Source organism: Bradyrhizobium sp. 134 (assembly GCF_023074155.1).
Taxonomy (GTDB): domain Bacteria; phylum Pseudomonadota; class Alphaproteobacteria; order Rhizobiales; family Xanthobacteraceae; genus Bradyrhizobium.
The window spans coordinates 754,480-771,907 of the sequence record NZ_JADPKX010000086.1; the positions used below are offsets into that span (position 1 = coordinate 754,480).

Annotated in this window: 14 protein-coding genes; 11 read left to right on the plus strand and 3 right to left on the minus strand. The window is 63.0% G+C overall.

All coding sequences use genetic code 11. The features are described 5' to 3' along the window. Positions 1-9: 9 nt before the first annotated feature. Positions 10-1,185 (minus strand): glycosyltransferase family 4 protein, encoded by a 1,176-nt coding sequence (locus IVA75_RS38295; protein WP_247289074.1) that lies wholly within the window; start codon positions 1,183-1,185, stop codon positions 10-12. 282 nt (positions 1,186-1,467) lie between these two features. On the opposite strand from IVA75_RS38295, the gene IVA75_RS38300 reads away from it, so the two are divergent. Next, complete coding sequence (locus tag IVA75_RS38300; RefSeq protein WP_247289076.1) at positions 1,468-3,561, plus strand: GumC family protein; 2,094 nt, start codon at positions 1,468-1,470, stop codon at positions 3,559-3,561. A 54-nt stretch (positions 3,562-3,615) separates the two neighbouring features. Here the strand turns inward: IVA75_RS38300 and IVA75_RS38305 are convergent, their stop codons facing one another. Then, positions 3,616-4,962: a polysaccharide biosynthesis C-terminal domain-containing protein gene (locus IVA75_RS38305; protein ID WP_247289078.1), complete on the minus strand. Its 1,347-nt coding sequence runs from the start codon at positions 4,960-4,962 to the stop codon at positions 3,616-3,618. A gap of 433 nt (positions 4,963-5,395) precedes the next feature. Between IVA75_RS38305 and IVA75_RS38310 the strand changes: the two genes are divergently transcribed. Beyond that, positions 5,396-6,619, plus strand: coding sequence for an NAD(P)/FAD-dependent oxidoreductase (locus tag IVA75_RS38310; RefSeq protein ID WP_247289080.1), 1,224 nt, complete (start codon positions 5,396-5,398; stop codon positions 6,617-6,619). Positions 6,620-6,652: 33 nt separating this feature from the next. On the opposite strand, the gene IVA75_RS38315 is transcribed toward IVA75_RS38310, so the two are convergent. Then, entirely contained in the window at positions 6,653-7,789 is a 1,137-nt protein-coding gene (locus IVA75_RS38315) for a GNAT family N-acetyltransferase (protein ID WP_247289081.1), read from the minus strand. A 224-nt stretch (positions 7,790-8,013) separates the two neighbouring features. On the opposite strand from IVA75_RS38315, the gene IVA75_RS38320 reads away from it, so the two are divergent. The 9 genes from IVA75_RS38320 to IVA75_RS38360 all read left to right on the plus strand — a co-directional run bounded on the left by IVA75_RS38320 (position 8,014) and on the right by IVA75_RS38360 (position 17,425). Continuing rightward, on the plus strand, positions 8,014-9,324 hold the full coding sequence (locus IVA75_RS38320; protein WP_247289082.1) for an O-antigen ligase family protein: 1,311 nt from the start codon (positions 8,014-8,016) through the stop codon (positions 9,322-9,324). Further along, the gene (locus tag IVA75_RS38325) at positions 9,321-10,346 is read left to right on the plus strand and encodes a cellulase family glycosylhydrolase (RefSeq protein WP_247289083.1); all 1,026 of its coding nucleotides are present in this window, start codon (positions 9,321-9,323) and stop codon (positions 10,344-10,346) included. The genes IVA75_RS38320 and IVA75_RS38325 overlap by 4 nt, the downstream gene beginning before the upstream one ends. Before the next feature lie 952 nt (positions 10,347-11,298). Then, positions 11,299-12,447, plus strand: a complete 1,149-nt coding sequence (locus tag IVA75_RS38330) for an ABC transporter substrate-binding protein (protein ID WP_247282325.1) — start codon at positions 11,299-11,301, stop codon at positions 12,445-12,447. 255 nt (positions 12,448-12,702) lie between these two features. After that, entirely contained in the window at positions 12,703-13,362 is a 660-nt protein-coding gene (locus tag IVA75_RS38335) for an FCD domain-containing protein (protein ID WP_247282326.1), read from the plus strand. Positions 13,363-13,413: 51 nt separating this feature from the next. Next, the gene (locus IVA75_RS38340; RefSeq protein WP_247282327.1) at positions 13,414-14,382 is read left to right on the plus strand and encodes an ABC transporter substrate-binding protein; all 969 of its coding nucleotides are present in this window, start codon (positions 13,414-13,416) and stop codon (positions 14,380-14,382) included. A gap of 2 nt (positions 14,383-14,384) precedes the next feature. Further along, positions 14,385-15,140 (plus strand): ABC transporter permease, encoded by a 756-nt coding sequence (locus tag IVA75_RS38345; RefSeq protein WP_247282328.1) that lies wholly within the window; start codon positions 14,385-14,387, stop codon positions 15,138-15,140. Further along, the gene (locus IVA75_RS38350; RefSeq protein WP_051462902.1) at positions 15,119-15,925 is read left to right on the plus strand and encodes an ABC transporter ATP-binding protein; all 807 of its coding nucleotides are present in this window, start codon (positions 15,119-15,121) and stop codon (positions 15,923-15,925) included. Before IVA75_RS38345 ends, IVA75_RS38350 begins: the two co-directional genes overlap by 22 nt. Before the next feature lie 7 nt (positions 15,926-15,932). Next, entirely contained in the window at positions 15,933-16,754 is an 822-nt protein-coding gene (locus IVA75_RS38355; protein WP_027569294.1) for an ABC transporter permease, read from the plus strand. Positions 16,755-16,765: 11 nt separating this feature from the next. After that, entirely contained in the window at positions 16,766-17,425 is a 660-nt protein-coding gene (locus IVA75_RS38360) for a polysaccharide deacetylase family protein (protein ID WP_027569295.1), read from the plus strand. Positions 17,426-17,428 lie beyond the last annotated feature (3 nt).

Here is a 17,428-nt window from a genome sequence, read left to right on the forward strand (position 1 = left end):
GCGTCCCGATCAGATGACCTGGCCGAGAATTCGAACGTATTCCTCCACCATGGCGTCCACTGAATAGCGCAGCTTCAGGCCTTTGGCGTTTTGCCGCAGTTCGTCGCGCAGTTTTTGGTCCGTCAGGAGCCTGGATACCGCGGCCGACAGCTTGGTATGATCGGCGGCATCGACGAACAGCGCTGTCGGCTTTCCCTCGACGGACAACACCTCGCGCAAGACCGGGAGATCGGTGACGACCGAGGGAACGCCGGCGTTTGCGGCCTCCACAGCGGCGAGGCCGAAGGTCTCCGCCTGCGTCGGAAATACGAACACGTCGAGAGCGGCGAGAAACTCCGCCATCTGGCGCGGGGTGATTTCGCCGAGCAGATGCAGCCTGTCCGATACTCTCAACTCATCCGCCAACTGCCTCAGCCGGGCCTCGTCGGCTCCCTGGCCCGCCAGCGCGAGATGCCAGGAGGGTTGATCCGGCAACAGACGTATCGCCGCGTCGAGCCGCTTGTGCGGGTGCAATCTTGCTGCGCAGCCGAGCAGGGTGCTTTCCGGCGGCAGATTGAATTTCTGTCGCGCAGCTTGCTTCGTCAGGGTGAGCGCCTTGTCGTCGAAGCCGTGCGGGACGTGCACCATGCGCGCGCGATAAGCTTTGGGGTAGCGCGAATACTCGCGCTGCATGTCCTGCGAGTTGAGCGTGATGCGGTCGAAGAAGCCGAGGCTGCCCATGACGATGTCGGCGGTGCGGACCGGCCAGCTCATCGACAGCGCGGATGAAACCTGATTGGCGATGACAGGCACGCGGCAGATCAGGCGCGCCACACCGGCGCCGATGACATTGCCGAAGTGCTGAAAGGTCAGAACGGCGTCGGGCCTGGTGGCCCTGAGATGGCCGCCCAGCGTCCACAGCATTTGCAGCAGCGCCAGCGGATTTCCCGGCCGGCTCGACGCGCAATAGATGGTGTCGGGCGGCTCATCGAACGAATCGGACTTGCGGAAGAAGAACAGATGGGTGACGCGATAGCCGCGGGCGGTCAGCCCGGCGCCAAGCAGGCGCGAGATCTCCTGCGCACCCGCGTTCTCCGCCTGGGTCTGTACGAGAAGCACGTGCAGCTTTCGTCCGCCACCGTTGGGTGGCGCGAGTGCTGTCGCAGTGGTCTCGCCCAACGCCTTGTTTGGCTGGTAATGGAGCACGGATCTCGACCCACTAGAGAAACGAATTTTTCGCATTCTTAACTCCGTGCTTACCATGGAGGCCTCGCGCGGACACCGACTAGCAATAAACGGAGTTAATGTGCGCCCTGCCGCAAGGGCACGGTTCGCGAGGGAATTCCGCTGGTTCCGGACGAAGTGAAGCGAGCGCGTTAACCAATTGGTCATGACCGCGCCAGGCGCGGGTAACCGCGGATTAACCATAGATATTTACGTTGGAGCAGGCACTGAACAGTGTTCGCCAGTTGAATCCGAGTAAAATCCATGACGTTCGGTCGCCGCGCAGACCCGACAAGCTCCGGATCGACCGGTGTTGCCGCGTCGTGGCAGACTCAAAATGCGTCGAGCGGCGAGTCGCGCGAGTCCGCCGCGCGCTTGGGCGGTGCGCTCACGGCCGCGGGCGCACTCTCCTTCATGCGGGACAACGCTCGCCGCATCCTGACGCTCGCTCTCGCGATTTTTGGCCTTGGCGTCGTCGTTCTCTTGGTGATCCCGGTGCGATTTGCGGCGACCGCGCTGGTCGTGGTCGATCCCCGCGAGCAACGCGTGACCTCGGAGCAGGACGTTCTGCCGGGCATCGGGCAGGATAGCGCCGCGCTGCAAAGCCTGGTCGAAGTGGCGAAGTCCGACGGCTTTCTCGAGCCACTGATCGAGCAGCTCAAGATTCGGGATGACCAGGACATTTCCGGGGGGCATAGCGACCCCGCGCGCCTGCTCGAGAGATTCCGCAACCGCCTCGACATTTCCCGTCGCGGGCTGACCTATGTCATCGCCATCCGCTTCACCTCGAACCGGCCGGAGCGGGCGGCCTACTACGCCAATGCCATCGCCGAGGCGTTCGTCGCCAGCCAGGGCCGCAGCCGCACCGATGCGACCGACGAGGCCGCCGACTGGCTCAGTGGCCGGCTCAAATCATTGAACGAACGGTTGAAGGCGTCAGAGGACGCCGTGGCCACGTTCAAGCTCGAGCACAGGATCGTCAACGCGGGCAAGGATTCCACCACCCAGCAATTGCGGGTCACTGAACTGTCGCAGCAGGTTGCCGCTGCGCGGGCCCGGACCGAAGAGGCGAAGGCCCGCTACGAGCAGGCACAGCGCGACGTGAAGGCGAATGTCGATAGCCCAGTCAAGCAGGATCTGCTGAGCGCCCTGCGCGCACAGCGGTCGGCGCTCAATGACCAGATTGCGCAGAAGCGGGCGGTGTTCGGCGATCGTCATCCCGACCTCGTCATGTCGTACAGCCAGTTGACCGATCTCAACAGGCAGATCGAGGTCGAGCGGACGAAGGGCATCGATACCGCAAAATCGGAATACGAGGCCCAGCGCGAACAGCAGAAGGCGCTGGAAGGCCAGATGAAGGCGGCGGAATCGCAGCTTCTGGTCGATGGTCAGGCTCTGGTCCGCCTCCAGGAGCTGCAGCGCGACGCCGAGGCCAACAGAAACATCTACGAGCAGTTCCTCTCGCGCTCCAAGACGACGAACGAGCAGCGCCTCTTGCAGAGCTCCCAGACCAAGATTGCGTCGTCCGCCATTCCGCCACTGCGCTCGACCCTTCCACCGCTGTCTTTGCTGCTCGCCGCTCTCGCGATCGGTTCGCTGCTGACATCGACGGCGGTCGTTGCCGCCACGGGACGCGGATCGGACAAATCCGCTCCTGATATCCGCGACCCCGAGCCGGCTCCGCGCCAGCCGGCAACGTGGTCACGTCCGCCGGTGTGGGCCCGTATTCCCGACCTGACGCCTGGCGAAGTCCCCAGAAACATCTGGCAAGCTCCGGTGTCCGCGACGACCGAACTCGATCTCGGTCCCCATCTGCGTCCGCTGTTGGAGCGGCTGGAGAAGGTGCCGGGACCTCGTGGCAAGGTCGTCCTCGTGATGTCGGTCGGGAAGCGCGCCGGCGGCAACACCGTCGCGCGGTCGCTGAATCGATGGGCTGTGAACACCGGGAGGCTGAGCGTCCTGATCCGGGTCGAGCCGGATCTCGGCGGTGCCGGGGCCGGCCTCGCCAAGGGCCAGGCCGACGGCATGACCACTGCAGATTTCCGCAGCGTCGATGAGCTTCTGAGCGCCAGCAAGAGGCCGGCGCCGCCGCCCGCGGACGATATTCGTTCGGAGTTCGATCTGATCGTCGTCCACGCCACCTCCCTGGCGTTGCAGCCGGAGGCGGCGGCGCTGGCTGCTCACGCTGATCTTGTCATGCTGGTCGCGCGCGAAGACGCAGTCGACTCGGCCGCCATGCGCAGGGCGATCGCTGCGCTCTCCCGGTTTGCCGGCGTGCCGACCGGCATCGTCGTCAATCGTGTGCCGGCCGGCCCGTCGGCGTCGCGTCGCGGCGAAGTGCTGGGGCTGGCTGGTTGACGCCACCCGGCAACGGATTGCCGAGCCGCGCCATTGCCTCGGCTGACCAGAGGTCTATTCGCCGGAGTCCGCGCCACGGACCGCGTAGGCGCTAGGCTTCGATGGCGAGAAGCGCAGAAGTCCCAAAATCGAAGGATCGACCCCGGTTCGCCGGCGACAGAGGATGTTGAGGGCGATGGTCGCGAGCGCCAGCGACACAGTGGCCGAGATCGCTGCGCCAAGAACGCCGAGCCAGGGAATGAGGACGAGAAATCCGACCAGCCGCAGCGCTACGTTTCCGGCAATCACGGGGACATACTCGCGCTCATGGCCGGTCAGCTGCAAGATCGCCGCAGAAGGACCGCCCGCGGCCTGGAACGCCGTTCCGATCGCGAGCACGATCAGGACCCAGTGCTGCGCGGCGAAATGCGGCCCGAACAGGTTGAGCAGATGGGGACCGCCAACCCAGATCAGGAGAAGTCCGCTAACCACGCACACCGCGGTTACTTCCGCCATCAGCCGCAACGTTCGCTTGAATTCCTGGTGGTTCTTGCTGAAATACAGCGAGGGGAGCCGCCGTGCGCCAAAACTGTACAGTGCGGCCGACAGCATGGCGAAGATGTTGGCCAGGCGCGAAGCCGCGAAGTAAATTCCGGCGGTTGTCGGGTCCAGCATCCAGTAGACCAGAATGACGTCGAAATACTGGTTCGCGGCTTCGAGGATGGATGCGACCCAGAAATGAAGCGCGCTCGATCTCCAGCGCGACGTCTCGGACCCCACCGCCGTGCCGCGGAAATCCGGCAGGGTTCGCGCAATCGCGATGATCTGTGCAATCAGTCCGACCGACATAGCAATCGTCATCACGGCGATCAATTCGGCGGGATCGAGCTGGCGATGGCCGCACATGATTGCGAGCAGGAACAGCACGACGCTGACGCGCCAGAAGAACTCCCTGTTTCCTTCCCCCATGAGAATGCTGACCAGCGAGCGAGCGATCTGGCTGCCAAGCATCAGTCCCGCATTCACGGCCGTGTAGGCCGACACCGCGATGACCAGCAGCCACGAGGCGCCCTTGATGTTCGCGCCGATCGCCATTGCGCCGATCGCGATCAGCATCGCGACGGAGGAAATCTTCAGGCTCGATAGCAGCACGCCTTTGGTGAGATCGGGCTGATTTCCCACCCGATACTCGTTCAGAAATCGCACGAGCAGCGATTCCTGGCCGACCAGACCGACGACCGCTGCCATCTGGGCCACCGAAAGCCAGGTCGCAAAGATGCCGAACCCATCGGGCGACATCGTTCGTGCCGCAAGCGAGAACAACGCGAACGCAAGCGCACCGCTACCAACCTTGAGAAGGATGGTTCCGGCAACACCGCGCGTCACGTCGCGCCGCATGAACTGGACGATGGATTCAATCATGGAAATTTAAGAGGCAACTTCCCCTGAAGAGACATTTTCCGATTACTTGCAAAAGCCTAGCATGCCGAAAAACCGCGAGTGTTAATGGACGGCCTCCATGATCCTGCCGACGGCGACGACGTCGCGGCCATGCCTATTGCATCACTATGGAACATCGCTGACCCCATTGTCCCAGATAGAGCAAGGTGCGGCCTGATCGCGTGGCGGCATAGCGCCGCATCGACGGCCAATGAGGCGAGATGAGCCGCTGGAATGCGGACCGGCTCGCCGGGAATGGCCATCGTGAGCAAGGCGCGTGCCGGATCTCATGGGGTCGGGCAGGTCTGCGCTGCGTTAACCGAGATAGCGAGAAATGATCGCGTTTGGTCCTGCGATGCTAGATCAGGCGAGAGAATTGCACGGGTAACATCGTTGACCGTGGGAGCACCGGACCATGACGGCGGATAGCAATGTGCCCGAGCCGATTGCCGCAGCCGGCCCTTCGACCATCGTCGCCGACATCGCGATCGTGGGCGGCGGCCTCGCGGGCTCGCTGGCGGCGGCCGTGCTCGCGCGGACAGGGCATCGTGTCGCTCTCGTCGACAAGCGCGCGGTCCATCCGGACGAGTTCCGGGTCGAGAAAATCGGCGGCCACCAGCTGGAGATGTTGCGTAAGCTGGGCTTCCTCGACGCGCTCGATAGCGTCGCCTGCCGATATGATCAGGTGCTCAATATCAGGGACGGCAAGGTGGTCGATGTCAGCGTCGGACGGGCTTACGGACTAGCCTATGCCGATCTCGTCGCCATGGCGCGCAGTCAACTGCCTGATCCGTCCAGCCTGATCGTCGACGAGGTCACGGCCGTCAATTGCAGCGACGATATCCAGCATATCGAGCTCGCGTCCGGGAGGCGTATAATTGCGCGCCTCGTCGTGCTGGCCACTGGCATGTCGGGCGTTCTCGGCTACAAGCTCGGTATCAAGCGGCGGGTGCTGGCCGAGCGCCATTCGGTCACGTTTGGATTCACGATCGGGCGCCGGGACGATGTGCCGTTCGATTTCGAGGCGCTGACCTGTTACGGCGAGCGCACGGCGGACGGCATCGATTATCTCAGCCTGTTTCCAGTACGTGCCGGCATGCGGGCAAATCTCTTCATGTTCCGCGACCCGGCCGATCCTGTTATGCGCGAGCTGCGCCGCGAACCGGAAGCGACGGTGTTGCGCCTGCTGCCGGGATTGCGGCCTTACCTCGGCGATTTCCACGTGACCGACCGGGTACAGAATTGGGTGATGGACCTGTCCATCGTGGAAGGACATCTCCAGCCCGGCGTCGTGCTCATCGGCGATGCGTTCCAGACCAATTGTCCTGCCGCCGGCACGGGCGTTGCCCGCCTGCTGGTCGACGTCGACCGCCTCTGCACCGAATATGCGCCGCGTTGGCTCATGACCGGGGGCATGAGCCAGGAGAAGATTTCGGAATTCTATTTCGATCCTGACAAGATCGCGGCGGACCAGCAGTCACTCAAGATGGCGCGCTTCCGGCAGGCCCTTACGTCCCGCAACGATATCGGCTGGGACGTGCGGCGGCGGCTGCACTTCCTGCGACGCAGGATCACCCACCGAGTCGATCAAATGCGGCCAGGCTGGCTTGCGCATGTTCGAAGCGCGCTACGCGCCTGAGAGCCGCCCGCACCCATCGGGTCCTCGCGCCGGTCAGCGCGTGGGCGTTGAGGTGCGGGTCGGCAGGAGCCTGAACTCCGACATTCGCTTGGCAGCCAGTTTGAGCCAGGGAGCCTGTTTCAGTGCGAACAAGGAAATGGCGCCCACGGTGCTGCCGGCCTGCGTGACCGCCCACATCGGCGAGGGCTGCGCGCCGAACAATTTCTTGTAGGGCTCGTCACCGATAGTGAAATCGAGCATCTGATCCCCGCGCTCGATGCAGTCCTTCGCGACCTGCTCGAACATCAGCGCGCCCAGGGATTGGCTCTTGTATCCCGCAATGTCGAAGGCGCTCATGATGACGAGGAAGCTGCCTTGATGGCAGAGCCCGAGCACGGCGGCGATCACCTCGCCATCCATCTTCATGGCATAGAGCCGGACAAAGGAGCCGAGGCCGCGCTGCGCCATCTCGGAATAGAAGCCGTAATATTCGGGGCGCTGGAGCAGATCTCCGTCGCCTTGCGCCTGAAAGCGCGGACCGCGGAATTTGCGCATCACGTCCAGCGCCTCGATCACGGAGGCGCTGTCGCCGCAGCATGAAAAACTCAGATCGCCCTTCTTCTGGAGCTGCCGGGATTTTTTTGCGAGCTCCTTCTGGTAGGAACGGTCGATCGCACTGGCGCGCCATTGCTCGAACGGCGCGACGAGAACGGTTGCGTAAGCGTTGGAGTCCATCGCGACGCGGCGGGGCGTAGCCAGGAGGTTCTCGATCGGAAGCCGTCCGTCCGGCAGCTTGGTCATTCGGAGCAGATCGAACGGGCGGACGAGGTACCTGATTTCTGCGCACGCACTCTCGTCCTTGAGCAGCTCGGAAAAGACCTGCGGGCTGCACACCGGCGCCAGATAGTCGGAGACGCGGAGGTCGGCGAATTCGACGGTCCGTATCGGGCCGCGCCGGATCCGCAGCAAGGGCAGCACCATCGCAAGGGCGCCCGTCGCGCGGTGGCGGACCACGACAACCAGAGAGGTTGCGCCTGCATGAGACGCGAGCCTGGTATAGAGGGTGTCGAGCCAGAGCGGATGCTGGAACGCGGTGGCAGCCGAGTTGTCGAACAGCTCCGCGTAATCAGGCGACAGGAAATCGAATCCCTGCTCGATGGCGATGTTGAACGTGCTGCTAGGTCTGTTCATGATACCAGGGAAACCGGATAGCTCGGGGCGGTCGATCGAGCCGGACCTGCGCTTTATAGCAGGGTCGTTACGGGCGAGACACCGGCAGCGTGTGATTTGCATTAATGCCTCGCGCAAGGCTCACATCGTTACCAAACCGTTAATTTCTCACAACGGCGCCGCCTGGCGGCGTGAGATCGACCCGCGCTAGCGAATTATTAACCGCGCTTAAGGAAGGTCATCTCATGGCCAGCCTGCAGACCGAGGTGGATTCCGGAGCACCCGGGAGCGCGATCTGGACGACGCGCAGCGTTGGCGTCGAGAAGATAGCCAGGTTCGCGATCACCTGTTCGATCACCATCAACGTGGTCGCATCGATGGGCATCTTCAACGCCGCGCTACTGCCGGCGGAGCTGAGCTTTCTGCAACAGGCCATAGCCCTTCTGATGTGGGCTGTCCTGATCTACGCAAGTGCATTCGTGCAGCCGCGCCTGCGGTTGCAGGTCAACCCCGATATGGCGGCGCTGGTCGCATTCTACGCCTTCGCAATTGTCTCGGTGTTCTGGTCCAGCCTGAGCGTCGCGGCGATCATGAAGAGCGCGGCGCTTGCGATGACGACGTTCGGTGCATTTTGCCTCGTCACGCGCGTCGACCTGGACGAAATCGTGAAAGCCACGGCCTTTGGGCTCTTCATATTGGTCGCCGCGTCGGCTGTCTGTGCGGTGGCCGTGCCCGACGTCGGGATCGATCACAGCTGGATGCACAACGGTCAATGGCAGGGCGTCTACGAATCGAAGCAGACGCTCGGCTTCGTCGGCGCGTATCTGATGTTCTTGGCCTGCTATCGAAAGATGACGGGGCAGGGGTGGCTGGCCTTCCTCGCGGTGTTCCTACTGGCGTCAACCTGTGTCTTCGCGTCGGAATCGCGCGGCGCCGGCGCTGTCGCTCTGGCCGCCTGCGCCATGCTGGTGACCTCGATGTGGTCGGTCGGCTGCATGAGGCTCTATGCGCTCCTGCCGTTCGTCATGTGCATTCTGGCCGGACTTCTGATCCTGTATTTTTACGCGACGGGATACGACGCCATCCATATCGGCGATTCCAGTATCGATTTCACCGAGCGGACCTTCATCTGGCACTACGCGATCAGCCATTTCAACGATGCGCCGCTGCTCGGATTCGGCATCAACGGCTTCTGGACAATCCCCTCGATCTACGATTATTTCGAACAGAACCACGGCTGGGTGCTCGACAATTATCATAGCGGCTACATCGCGATCTTGATGGAAACCGGATTTCTGGGGTACATGCTCTTTGCCGCGAGCGTCCTCCTGTTCTCGCACAAGATCCTCCATCTGATTTCCGCTCGCACGATCGACCGATCGCACTGTGCCCTCATCATCGGATTTGTCGTCCTCAGCTTTCAGACCAATTTTACGGAGACGACGTTCCTTCGTTCGACGATGTTCACATCCGTGCTCCTGGTGGGCTTTTTCTTTGCGACGTGCAGGCCGGTGCGACCGACGGAATTCCAGGCTTTAGGGGTGGAAGCAGTATGACCGCCATGCGCGCGCGTTGGCCGAGAAGCTTCAATCTTGCGGCTATGGTGGTTTTCCTTGCATCGCTGTCCTCCCACGCCCAAGGGGCCGAGCAGGCCGCCTCCCGTGACACGCCAAAACTGGGTCGCGGTATCAACATTCTCGGCTACGATGGAATCTGGGAAGGCGGCCAAAACGCGCCATTTCGCCTGGACAATTTGACCGCAATCAAGAAGGCCGGGTTCGCGCATGTCAGGATCAATTTCTTCGGCTTCAAGTTTATGGGGCCGGGGAATGTCCTGGACGAGATCGTCCTGAGGCGGCTTGACGCCGTCATCGAGGAGGTTCTCGCGAGGAAGCTCGTTCCTATCGTCGACGAGCACGACACCCACCTTTGCCAACGCGATGTTTCCGAATGCGCCGAGAAGCTCAAGGCGTTCTGGCGGCAGATCGCCGAGCGCTATGCCGGCAAATATCCGGCACTCGTCTTTGAAGTCTTGAACGAGCCTGGTGGAGAAATGAGCTCCGCCAGCTGGAATTCGCTCCTCAACGAATGTCTCGGCATCATCCGCCGCACCAATCCCGAGCGGCCGGTGATCGCCGCGGTTCTCAACATCGATGAGATCCCTGTCGACGAGCTGGTTCTGCCGGTCGACGACAGGCATCTCATCGTCACGTTTCATTATTACGCGCCGATACGATTCACCCATCAGGGCGCGCCGTGGTCTCCGACGTTTTCGCGGATCGGGCCCCTGGATTGGGGCAGCCCGGAGGATGAAGCGAAGGCTGCCGCCGACTTCAGGAAGATGAGCCTCTGGGCGGAGAAAGAGCAGCGCCCGGTCTATGTCGGCGAGTTCGGAGTGTACGAGCGCGCGCCATCCGACAGCCGGCAGCGGTATTTGTCATTCGTGGCGAGAAGCGCCGACAGGCTCGGCTGGTCATGGGCCTACTGGCAGTTCGATCACGACTTCGCGGCGTTCGACAGTGCGCGTCAGGCCTGGAAGCCGGGTATCCTGCGTGCGCTGATGCCGCCGACGCGTTGAAATCGCGTGCCGAGCCCGCTCAATCCGCGGAAGGAGTCGGGTCAGAGCCGTCGGGCAAAACACCCGCCCTCCCGTCAACCCCTTTCCGCAGAAATATTCCACTTTACCGAAATTCGGAAATGACGTATGTGTCGCCCATCCCGGCTCATCCTTGAGGGGCGATCTTGTGGTCGTCATGTTCGCGAGCCGGGCTTGCGGTGGACGCGGCAGCGTTCGGGTGCGAGAGGCTAAGGGCAGGGCGGATTGCTCTCCGTGAGCCCGAGGCTTCGTTCCGACGAGCGGCGCTGCTAGGCTTCGTCTCGTCTGTAAGTTTCCGGCTTTGTCGACAGGGCTGGGAAAACTGCGGCGAAATGGCGGGCCGTGCGTACGGCAAAACCGTGTGGTCCTGGCCGTCGTTGCTACGGTCAAGCTCTTGCGGATGCGGCACTTGCGTCAACCGGCGCGGCGCCGGTGACTTTCGCGAAGGCGAGGGAGGCCAAAAGGAACTCGGCTCCCGGGAGAGCACGGCATAAGCCGTCCAACCATCGCGCAGGGAAGGCCGAGTGATTGGCTACACCTGTATGCTGCTGTGCGGTTTTCCTGCGTGTGCTTTTCGCGCGGCGGACCGCGGGTGCCAGCCGGCACCCGGCCTTCCCTGCGCCCTCTTGGATTTGAGGGTGGAGTGACGAAGCAAAGCTCGGGCGAAACGCGCCGCGAGAACGCGGCTGTGCGTCCGCCCACCCCAATATTCCGGTTCGGGCACCGATGACTTGTCCCTAACGCTAGGGACAGACACGTTGCTGCGATCCGCTTAGCATGGCCCGCCCCGGTTGCTCGGGACCGCAGGAGGAAACGCGTATGTCGGACGACATGCCTCTTGAGGGCGACCGTGTCCTGGGGAGCACTGGAAGCTCGAGTCGGGGCGCCTGATGCAGCCGGCGGAGTCATCGAAGCGGACAGGGAGGAACAGGACATGAAGATCGGTTTCGCGCGAGCCTCGCTTCTTGTGGCATGCGTCCTTTATGGACATGCTGCTCACGCGGACATCAAAATTGGAATCGTGATTTCGGCAAGCGGCCCGGGATCCGCACTGGGCCAACCGCAGCTCAAGACGGTTGCCGCTCTTCCGAAAGAGATCGGTGGAGAGAAGGTGACCTATATTGTCCTGGACGACGAGTCGGATTCGACCAAAGGGGTCCAGAACGCGCGCCGGCTGGTGATCCAGGACAAGGTCGACGTGCTGGTCGGTTCCTCTCTGACCCCGGTGACCATGCCGATGCTGGATGTCGCGCTCGAATCAAAGACGCCGCTGCTGTCGCTCGCCGCCGCTACCGCCATCGTTCAACCGATGGATGAGAAGCGCGCCTGGGCTTTCAAGGTCGTTCCCAATGACGACCTCATGGCGGCCGCCATCCTCAAGCATATCGCGACATCAGGCGTGAAGACGCTCGGCTATATTGGCGTTTCTGATGGATACGGCGAGGGCTACTACAAGGAGGTGAGCCGCCTCGCGCCCGCGTTGGGCCTGACCGTGACCACACACGAGGTCTATGCACGCGCCGACACCAGCGTCACGGGTCAGGCGCTCAAGGTGATGTCGACCAATCCCGACGCCGTCTTCATTGCTTCCGCAGGAACTCCGGCGGTCTTGCCGCAGCAGGCGCTCCGCGAGCGCGGATACGCTGGGAAGATATTTCAGACACACGGCGTGGCCAGTGAGGAGTTCATCAAGCTCGGTGGCGCGAACGTCGAAGGTGCCGTATTCGCGGGCGAGGCTTTTACCATTGCCGCCGATCTTCCCACGAGGGATCCGTTCCGTCGCTCGACGGAGGAGTTCGTGACCGCGTATGAAGCGGCGAACGGGCAAAAGCCCAACATGTTTGCTGCTCACCTCTGGGATGTCGTCGCGCTGATCGGAAAAGCTGCGCCGGATGCGCTGAAGACAGCAAAGCCTGGCACAACCGAATTTCGCGCGGCTCTGCGGGACGCACTCGAGCGAGGGCAGAACATCTATCTCAACAATGGGCTGTCGAACATGAGCAAGGCCGATCACAACGGCTATGATGAGCGCTCGGCCTTCCTGATCAAGGTCGAAGGCGGGAAGTTCCGCCTGGCAAAGTAGCGGCGCGCCAATCAGTCTTGTACGAGGGGCGCGGAAAACCACGACTACGCTGATCCTGGTTGATGGTCCGTTTGGGATCCAGAGATGGTTGATCGGGGATAGGGGCGTACCATTCCCGGGCGTTCAGCAGAAAAATCGATTTTCGATTTTCTATTGACCCCTCCGCGTTGACTTGCCATCATTCGACCCATGGGTCCGCTTCAGTTTCATGTGTCCGGAAGCCCCGGGGATGGTCCGCGCAGCCTGACATCTGCGTTGCACGAGCGCTTGCGCGCCGACATCCTGGCGACGCGGCTGCTTCCGGGCCAGAAGCTGCATATCGCCGGCCTCGCCAAGCAGTTTTCCGTGAGCCTTGCCGCCGTACGTGAGGCACTTTCCCGACTGGTCGCCGACGGGCTCGTGCTGGCGTCCGACCAGCGTGGCTTCCGGGTGAGCCCGGTGTCACTCGCCGATCTCGCCGACGTGACGCAGACCCGGATCGACATCGAGGGCCTTGCGCTCCGTCGCTCGATCGAGCGGGGCGACGATGCCTGGCTTGCCTCCGTGAAATCCGCCTGGGCCGACCTGAAGGCCGTTCCCTATCGCTACCCCGACGATCCGACAGTGCATTATGAGGAGTGGGTGGTCCGCCATCGCATCTTCCATCGTGCACTGGTCAATGCCTGCGGCTCGCCGTGGCTGCTCGGCTTCCGCGACGTGCTGCACGAACAAAGCGAGCGATATCGCCGCCTCTCGATTCGCAGGGAGGTCGGCAAGCCGCGCGACGTCGAGGCTGAACACAAGGCGATTGTCGCTGCCGTCGTCAAGCGCGACGCGGATGCGGCGGTTCGCGCATTGGCAAAGCACTTCGGCATCACCAAAGAGTTTGTCGAGCTCGCCGCGCCTCGCATTGCGGAGGTGAACGGCGCGAACTGACGATCCGGAAAAATCCGGCAAAGAAAAACAGAGGCCGGGAGGAAACAGATCATGAAATTAACTCGCCGCAAGGCGCTATTGGCGTCGCTCTTCGCAGCCGGCGTGCTCGCCGGCCCTGCCACCGCGGCCGAAACCATCCGCGTCGGCCTGCCGACCAAGACGTACTGGCCGACGACGATCGCCGAGACGGCCGTGCGGCAGAAATTGTTCGAGAAGGAAGGCATCCAGGCCGAGCTCACGATCTACCGCAGCGGTGCAGAGACGTTCGAAGGCATGGCTGCGGGCGCGGCCGATATCATCCTCGATCCGCCCTCGCTGGTCTCCGCGGGACGCAAGAAGGGTGTGATGTCACGGATCGTGGCCAATGCCGCGATGGGAAATTTTGGCTGGCAGTTGATGGTCCCGGCCAAGTCGACGCTCGACGTCAAGGGCCTCAACGGCAAGAAGGTCGCAATCACCGCCGCCGGCTCCGGTTCCGACCTGCTCGCACTGTGGACACTCCAGGACAAGAAAATCGATTTCACGCGCGTCCCGGTTGGGGGAGGCGGTCTGGTGCCGAACCTCCTGGCAGGCAACGTCGAGGCGGCCGTGGTCTATTCGCCGCTGAGCTTCCAGATCTCGAAGTCGGGCGAAGCCAAGTCGATCCTCGATTACGCTACGGCGGTGCCGCCGAACCTCACGGCAGGCTGGATCGTGCTCGACAAATTGGCGGAGACAAAGCCTCAGCTGGTTCAGAAGGCGGTGAACGCCCTCTATGGCGCGGTTGCGTTCATGCGCGCCAATCGCGACGTGACCGTCAAGCTGATCGCCGAACTCTACGAAATGCCGGCCGAGATCGCCGCCCTGGAATACGACAACACCATCATGAAGCTCGAGACCAGCGGCGACATGGGCGCGCCTGACGTGAACGCGGCCGTGCAGCTGTCGCTGGACCTCGCCAAGCTCGGCGGGCTCAAGGACATCGTGCCGGTCGAGGACGTCATCTCGACCAGGTTCAAGCCGGTTCCAACCAAGCCGTAACGATGCGGAACTCGCTCGCCATCAAGCTCGCACGGATCGCGATCGTCATCGCGGTCCTAGCGCTATGGGAGTTGCTGTCGCGCACCGGCATCGTCAATCCGCGCCTGCTGCCCTCGGCGTCCGACACGTTTGCGACGCTAGGCGACCTCCTGCAGCGCGCGGCCGTGCGGAAAGACCTGATGGTGACCGCGACCGAAGTGCTGGCTGCGTTCGCGCTAGCCGTCCCCTTCGGTGCCGTGATCGGCTTCCTGGTTGCGGAGAACCGTTACTTCGCTGACGTGGCCAAGCCGCTGCTGTTCTTCGCGTTCAGTATCCCGAAGTCGATCTTCCTGCCGATGTTCATCCTCGTATTCGGCGTCGGCTTCGCCCAGAAGGTCGGCTTTGGCTTCTTCTCCACGATCTTCATCGTGATCATGTCGACGACCACGGCGGTGGAGTCGGTCAAGGTCGAGCATCTCACGGTGGCGCGCTCCTATGGCGCAACTCCGATGCAGGCCGCGTTCCGGGTCTATCTGCCGAGCATGCTGCCAGTGCTGCTGGAGGCCCTGCGAATCTCCATGATCTTCAACCTCACCGGCGTGATCCTTGCCGAGATGTACGCCTCTCGCGACGGCATCGGCCACCAGATCGCGACCTGGGGCGAGAACTTTCAGATGAAGCAACTCCTCGCCGGCGTCGTGATGGTCGCCGCGATTGCCATGACTTTCAACGAACTTGTCAGATGGGTGGAAACGCGATGCAGCCATTGGCGAACGTGACCCTGTTGAAGCCTCCCGCGCGCGCCGGCGCGATCGAGGTGAAGAATGTCGGCCAGGTCTTCAAGACCAGGTCCCAGGACGTGGTTGCCCTCGAAGACGTTTCGCTCGATATCAAGCCGGGTCGCTTCGTCGTGCTGGTCGGCCCGAGCGGTTGCGGCAAGTCGACGCTCTTGATGATGATGGCGGGCCTGCGCCAGCAGACCTCGGGCACGATCACGATCAATGGCGCGCCGATTCCGCAGCCTGATCCGGACAGGGTCGGCGTGGTGTTCCAGGAGGCGAGCCTGTTTCCCTGGCTGACGGCCGAAGACAATGTCGAGTTTCCGCTGGCCCTGCGTGGCGTGCCCAAGGCGGAGCGCCGCGCCAAGGCGCAGGATGCGCTCACGCTGGTCGGCCTCGACGGATTCGGCAGGCGCCATCCGCACGAGCTCTCGGGCGGCATGAAGCAACGCGTCTCGATCGCGCGCGGGCTGGTGCAGGACCCGCCGGTGCTGCTGATGGACGAGCCGTTTGCTGCGCTCGACGAGCAGACCCGCATGACAATGGGTGACGAGCTGCTGCGCATCTGGGCGGCGACAGGCAAGACCGTCGTCTTCGTCACGCACAGCCTCACCGAAGCGGTTTATCTCGCCGACGAGGTGATCGTGATGTCGGCGCGGCCCGGCCGCATCGTCGATCATCTCCAGGTCCAGCTGCCGCGGCCCCGCACCTACGAGATGCTGAGCGGCGATGCCTTCGGCAGCTTGCGCGACCGCATCTGGCGGCATATCCGCAAATCGGCATGAGGCGGAGATGAGCGCCAAGCTGACTGCGAAGATAAGTGCGAAGACACTGCGATATCTGATCGTGATCGGCCTGATTGCGCTGTGGGAGCTGCTGCCGCGCACCGGTCTCATTCCCGAGCTGTTCCTGCCGTCCCTGTCATCGACGCTGATGGCCGGATGGACCGAGGCGCCCGAATACGGTCATGCGCTCGCAGTGACGCTCTACGAAGTCGTGGTCTCCATGGCCTTCGCCTGCGGCGGCGGCATCCTGCTCGGCGCTATCGTCGGCAGCCTGCCGGGTCCGCGCGTCCTGATCATGCCGATAGTGTCGAGCCTCTATGCAGTGCCGCTCGTGATCCTCTATCCCGTCTTCACGGTGTGGCTCGGCATCGGCTCGGAATCCAAGATCGCCTTCGCCTCGATTTACGGTTTCCTGCCAACGATGCTGGCCACCGCCGCCGGCATCCAGACCATCGACCCTCAGCTCCTGCTCGCGGCACGTAGCATGGGCGCCACGCTGAGCCAGCGGTTGGTTCGCGTCATCATTCCCGCGGCGATTCCGACCGTGCTGTCGGGGCTCCGCGTGGGAGGCGCGCTGGTCATCGTTGGCGTCGTCGTCTCGGAGATGCTGATCTCCTCGGCCGGCATCGGCTATCTGATCTCGCGCTACCGCACGATCCTCGACAGTCCGCACGTGTTCGCCGGCGTCCTCCTCGTGCTCTTCATGGCGATCGCCTTCAACGCCGCGATCCGGTGGATCGAGCGCAAGGCGGCGATCTGGCAGACCGGCACGCGCGCTGGTCAGGCCAACGATGACATCGCATCGGGCGCGATGCAGCCGGCGACCTGAGGGAATTTCGCGTGTTCGATCTGACCCTGTCATTCGACAACGGCCCCGATCCCAACGTGACGCCGCGCGTGATCGACATTCTCGGAGAGCGCGGCATCAAGACCACGTTCTTCGTCATCGGCGAGAAGCTCGCCGATCCCGCGCGGCATGGCCTTGCGATGCGCGCGCACGGGGAGGGACACTGGATCGGCAATCACACCTTCACCCACAGCGTCCCGCTCGGTGAGCAGCCGGATCGCGATACAGCGAAGAGCGAAATTGGCCGCACACAGGCCGCGATCGGTGATCTCGCCCATCCACAGCGCTGGTTCCGGCCGTTCGGTGGCGGCGGCAATCTCGATACGCGGCTGCTGAAGCCATCCGTCGTCGACTATCTCACCTGCCACAAGCATAGCTGCGTGCTCTGGAATGCGATCCCCCGCGACTGGGACGATCCTGACGGCTGGACCGAGCGCGCCGTTGTCCAGTGCAGCCGGCAGCCCTGGACGCTGATGGTCCTGCACGATCTTCCGACCGGGGCGATGGACCATCTTGAGCGGTTCCTCGACCGCGCCGAGGCGGCCGGTGCCCGCTTCCGCCAGGATTTCCCGCCGCAATGCGTTCCGATCCGCGACGGCGCGATCGCACTTCCGATCAACGACTATGTTTCCTCCATCGAAGAGAGCGTTTGACTG

What these genes read in the sequence shown, in the direction of transcription:
- IVA75_RS38315 (WP_247289081.1), bottom strand. Translation starts at nt 7,789, where the DNA reads ATGAACAGACCTAGCAGCACGTTCAACATCGCCATCGAGCAGGGATTC.
- IVA75_RS38305 (WP_247289078.1), bottom strand. Translation starts at nt 4,962, where the DNA reads ATGATTGAATCCATCGTCCAGTTCATGCGGCGCGACGTGACGCGCGGT.
- IVA75_RS38330 (WP_247282325.1), top strand. Translation starts at nt 11,299, where the DNA reads ATGAAGATCGGTTTCGCGCGAGCCTCGCTTCTTGTGGCATGCGTCCTT.
- IVA75_RS38310 (WP_247289080.1), top strand. Translation starts at nt 5,396, where the DNA reads ATGACGGCGGATAGCAATGTGCCCGAGCCGATTGCCGCAGCCGGCCCT.
- IVA75_RS38355 (WP_027569294.1), top strand. Translation starts at nt 15,933, where the DNA reads ATGAGCGCCAAGCTGACTGCGAAGATAAGTGCGAAGACACTGCGATAT.
- IVA75_RS38345 (WP_247282328.1), top strand. Translation starts at nt 14,385, where the DNA reads ATGCGGAACTCGCTCGCCATCAAGCTCGCACGGATCGCGATCGTCATC.
- IVA75_RS38340 (WP_247282327.1), top strand. Translation starts at nt 13,414, where the DNA reads ATGAAATTAACTCGCCGCAAGGCGCTATTGGCGTCGCTCTTCGCAGCC.
- IVA75_RS38325 (WP_247289083.1), top strand. Translation starts at nt 9,321, where the DNA reads ATGACCGCCATGCGCGCGCGTTGGCCGAGAAGCTTCAATCTTGCGGCT.
- IVA75_RS38300 (WP_247289076.1), top strand. Translation starts at nt 1,468, where the DNA reads ATGACGTTCGGTCGCCGCGCAGACCCGACAAGCTCCGGATCGACCGGT.
- IVA75_RS38350 (WP_051462902.1), top strand. Translation starts at nt 15,119, where the DNA reads ATGCAGCCATTGGCGAACGTGACCCTGTTGAAGCCTCCCGCGCGCGCC.
- IVA75_RS38320 (WP_247289082.1), top strand. Translation starts at nt 8,014, where the DNA reads ATGGCCAGCCTGCAGACCGAGGTGGATTCCGGAGCACCCGGGAGCGCG.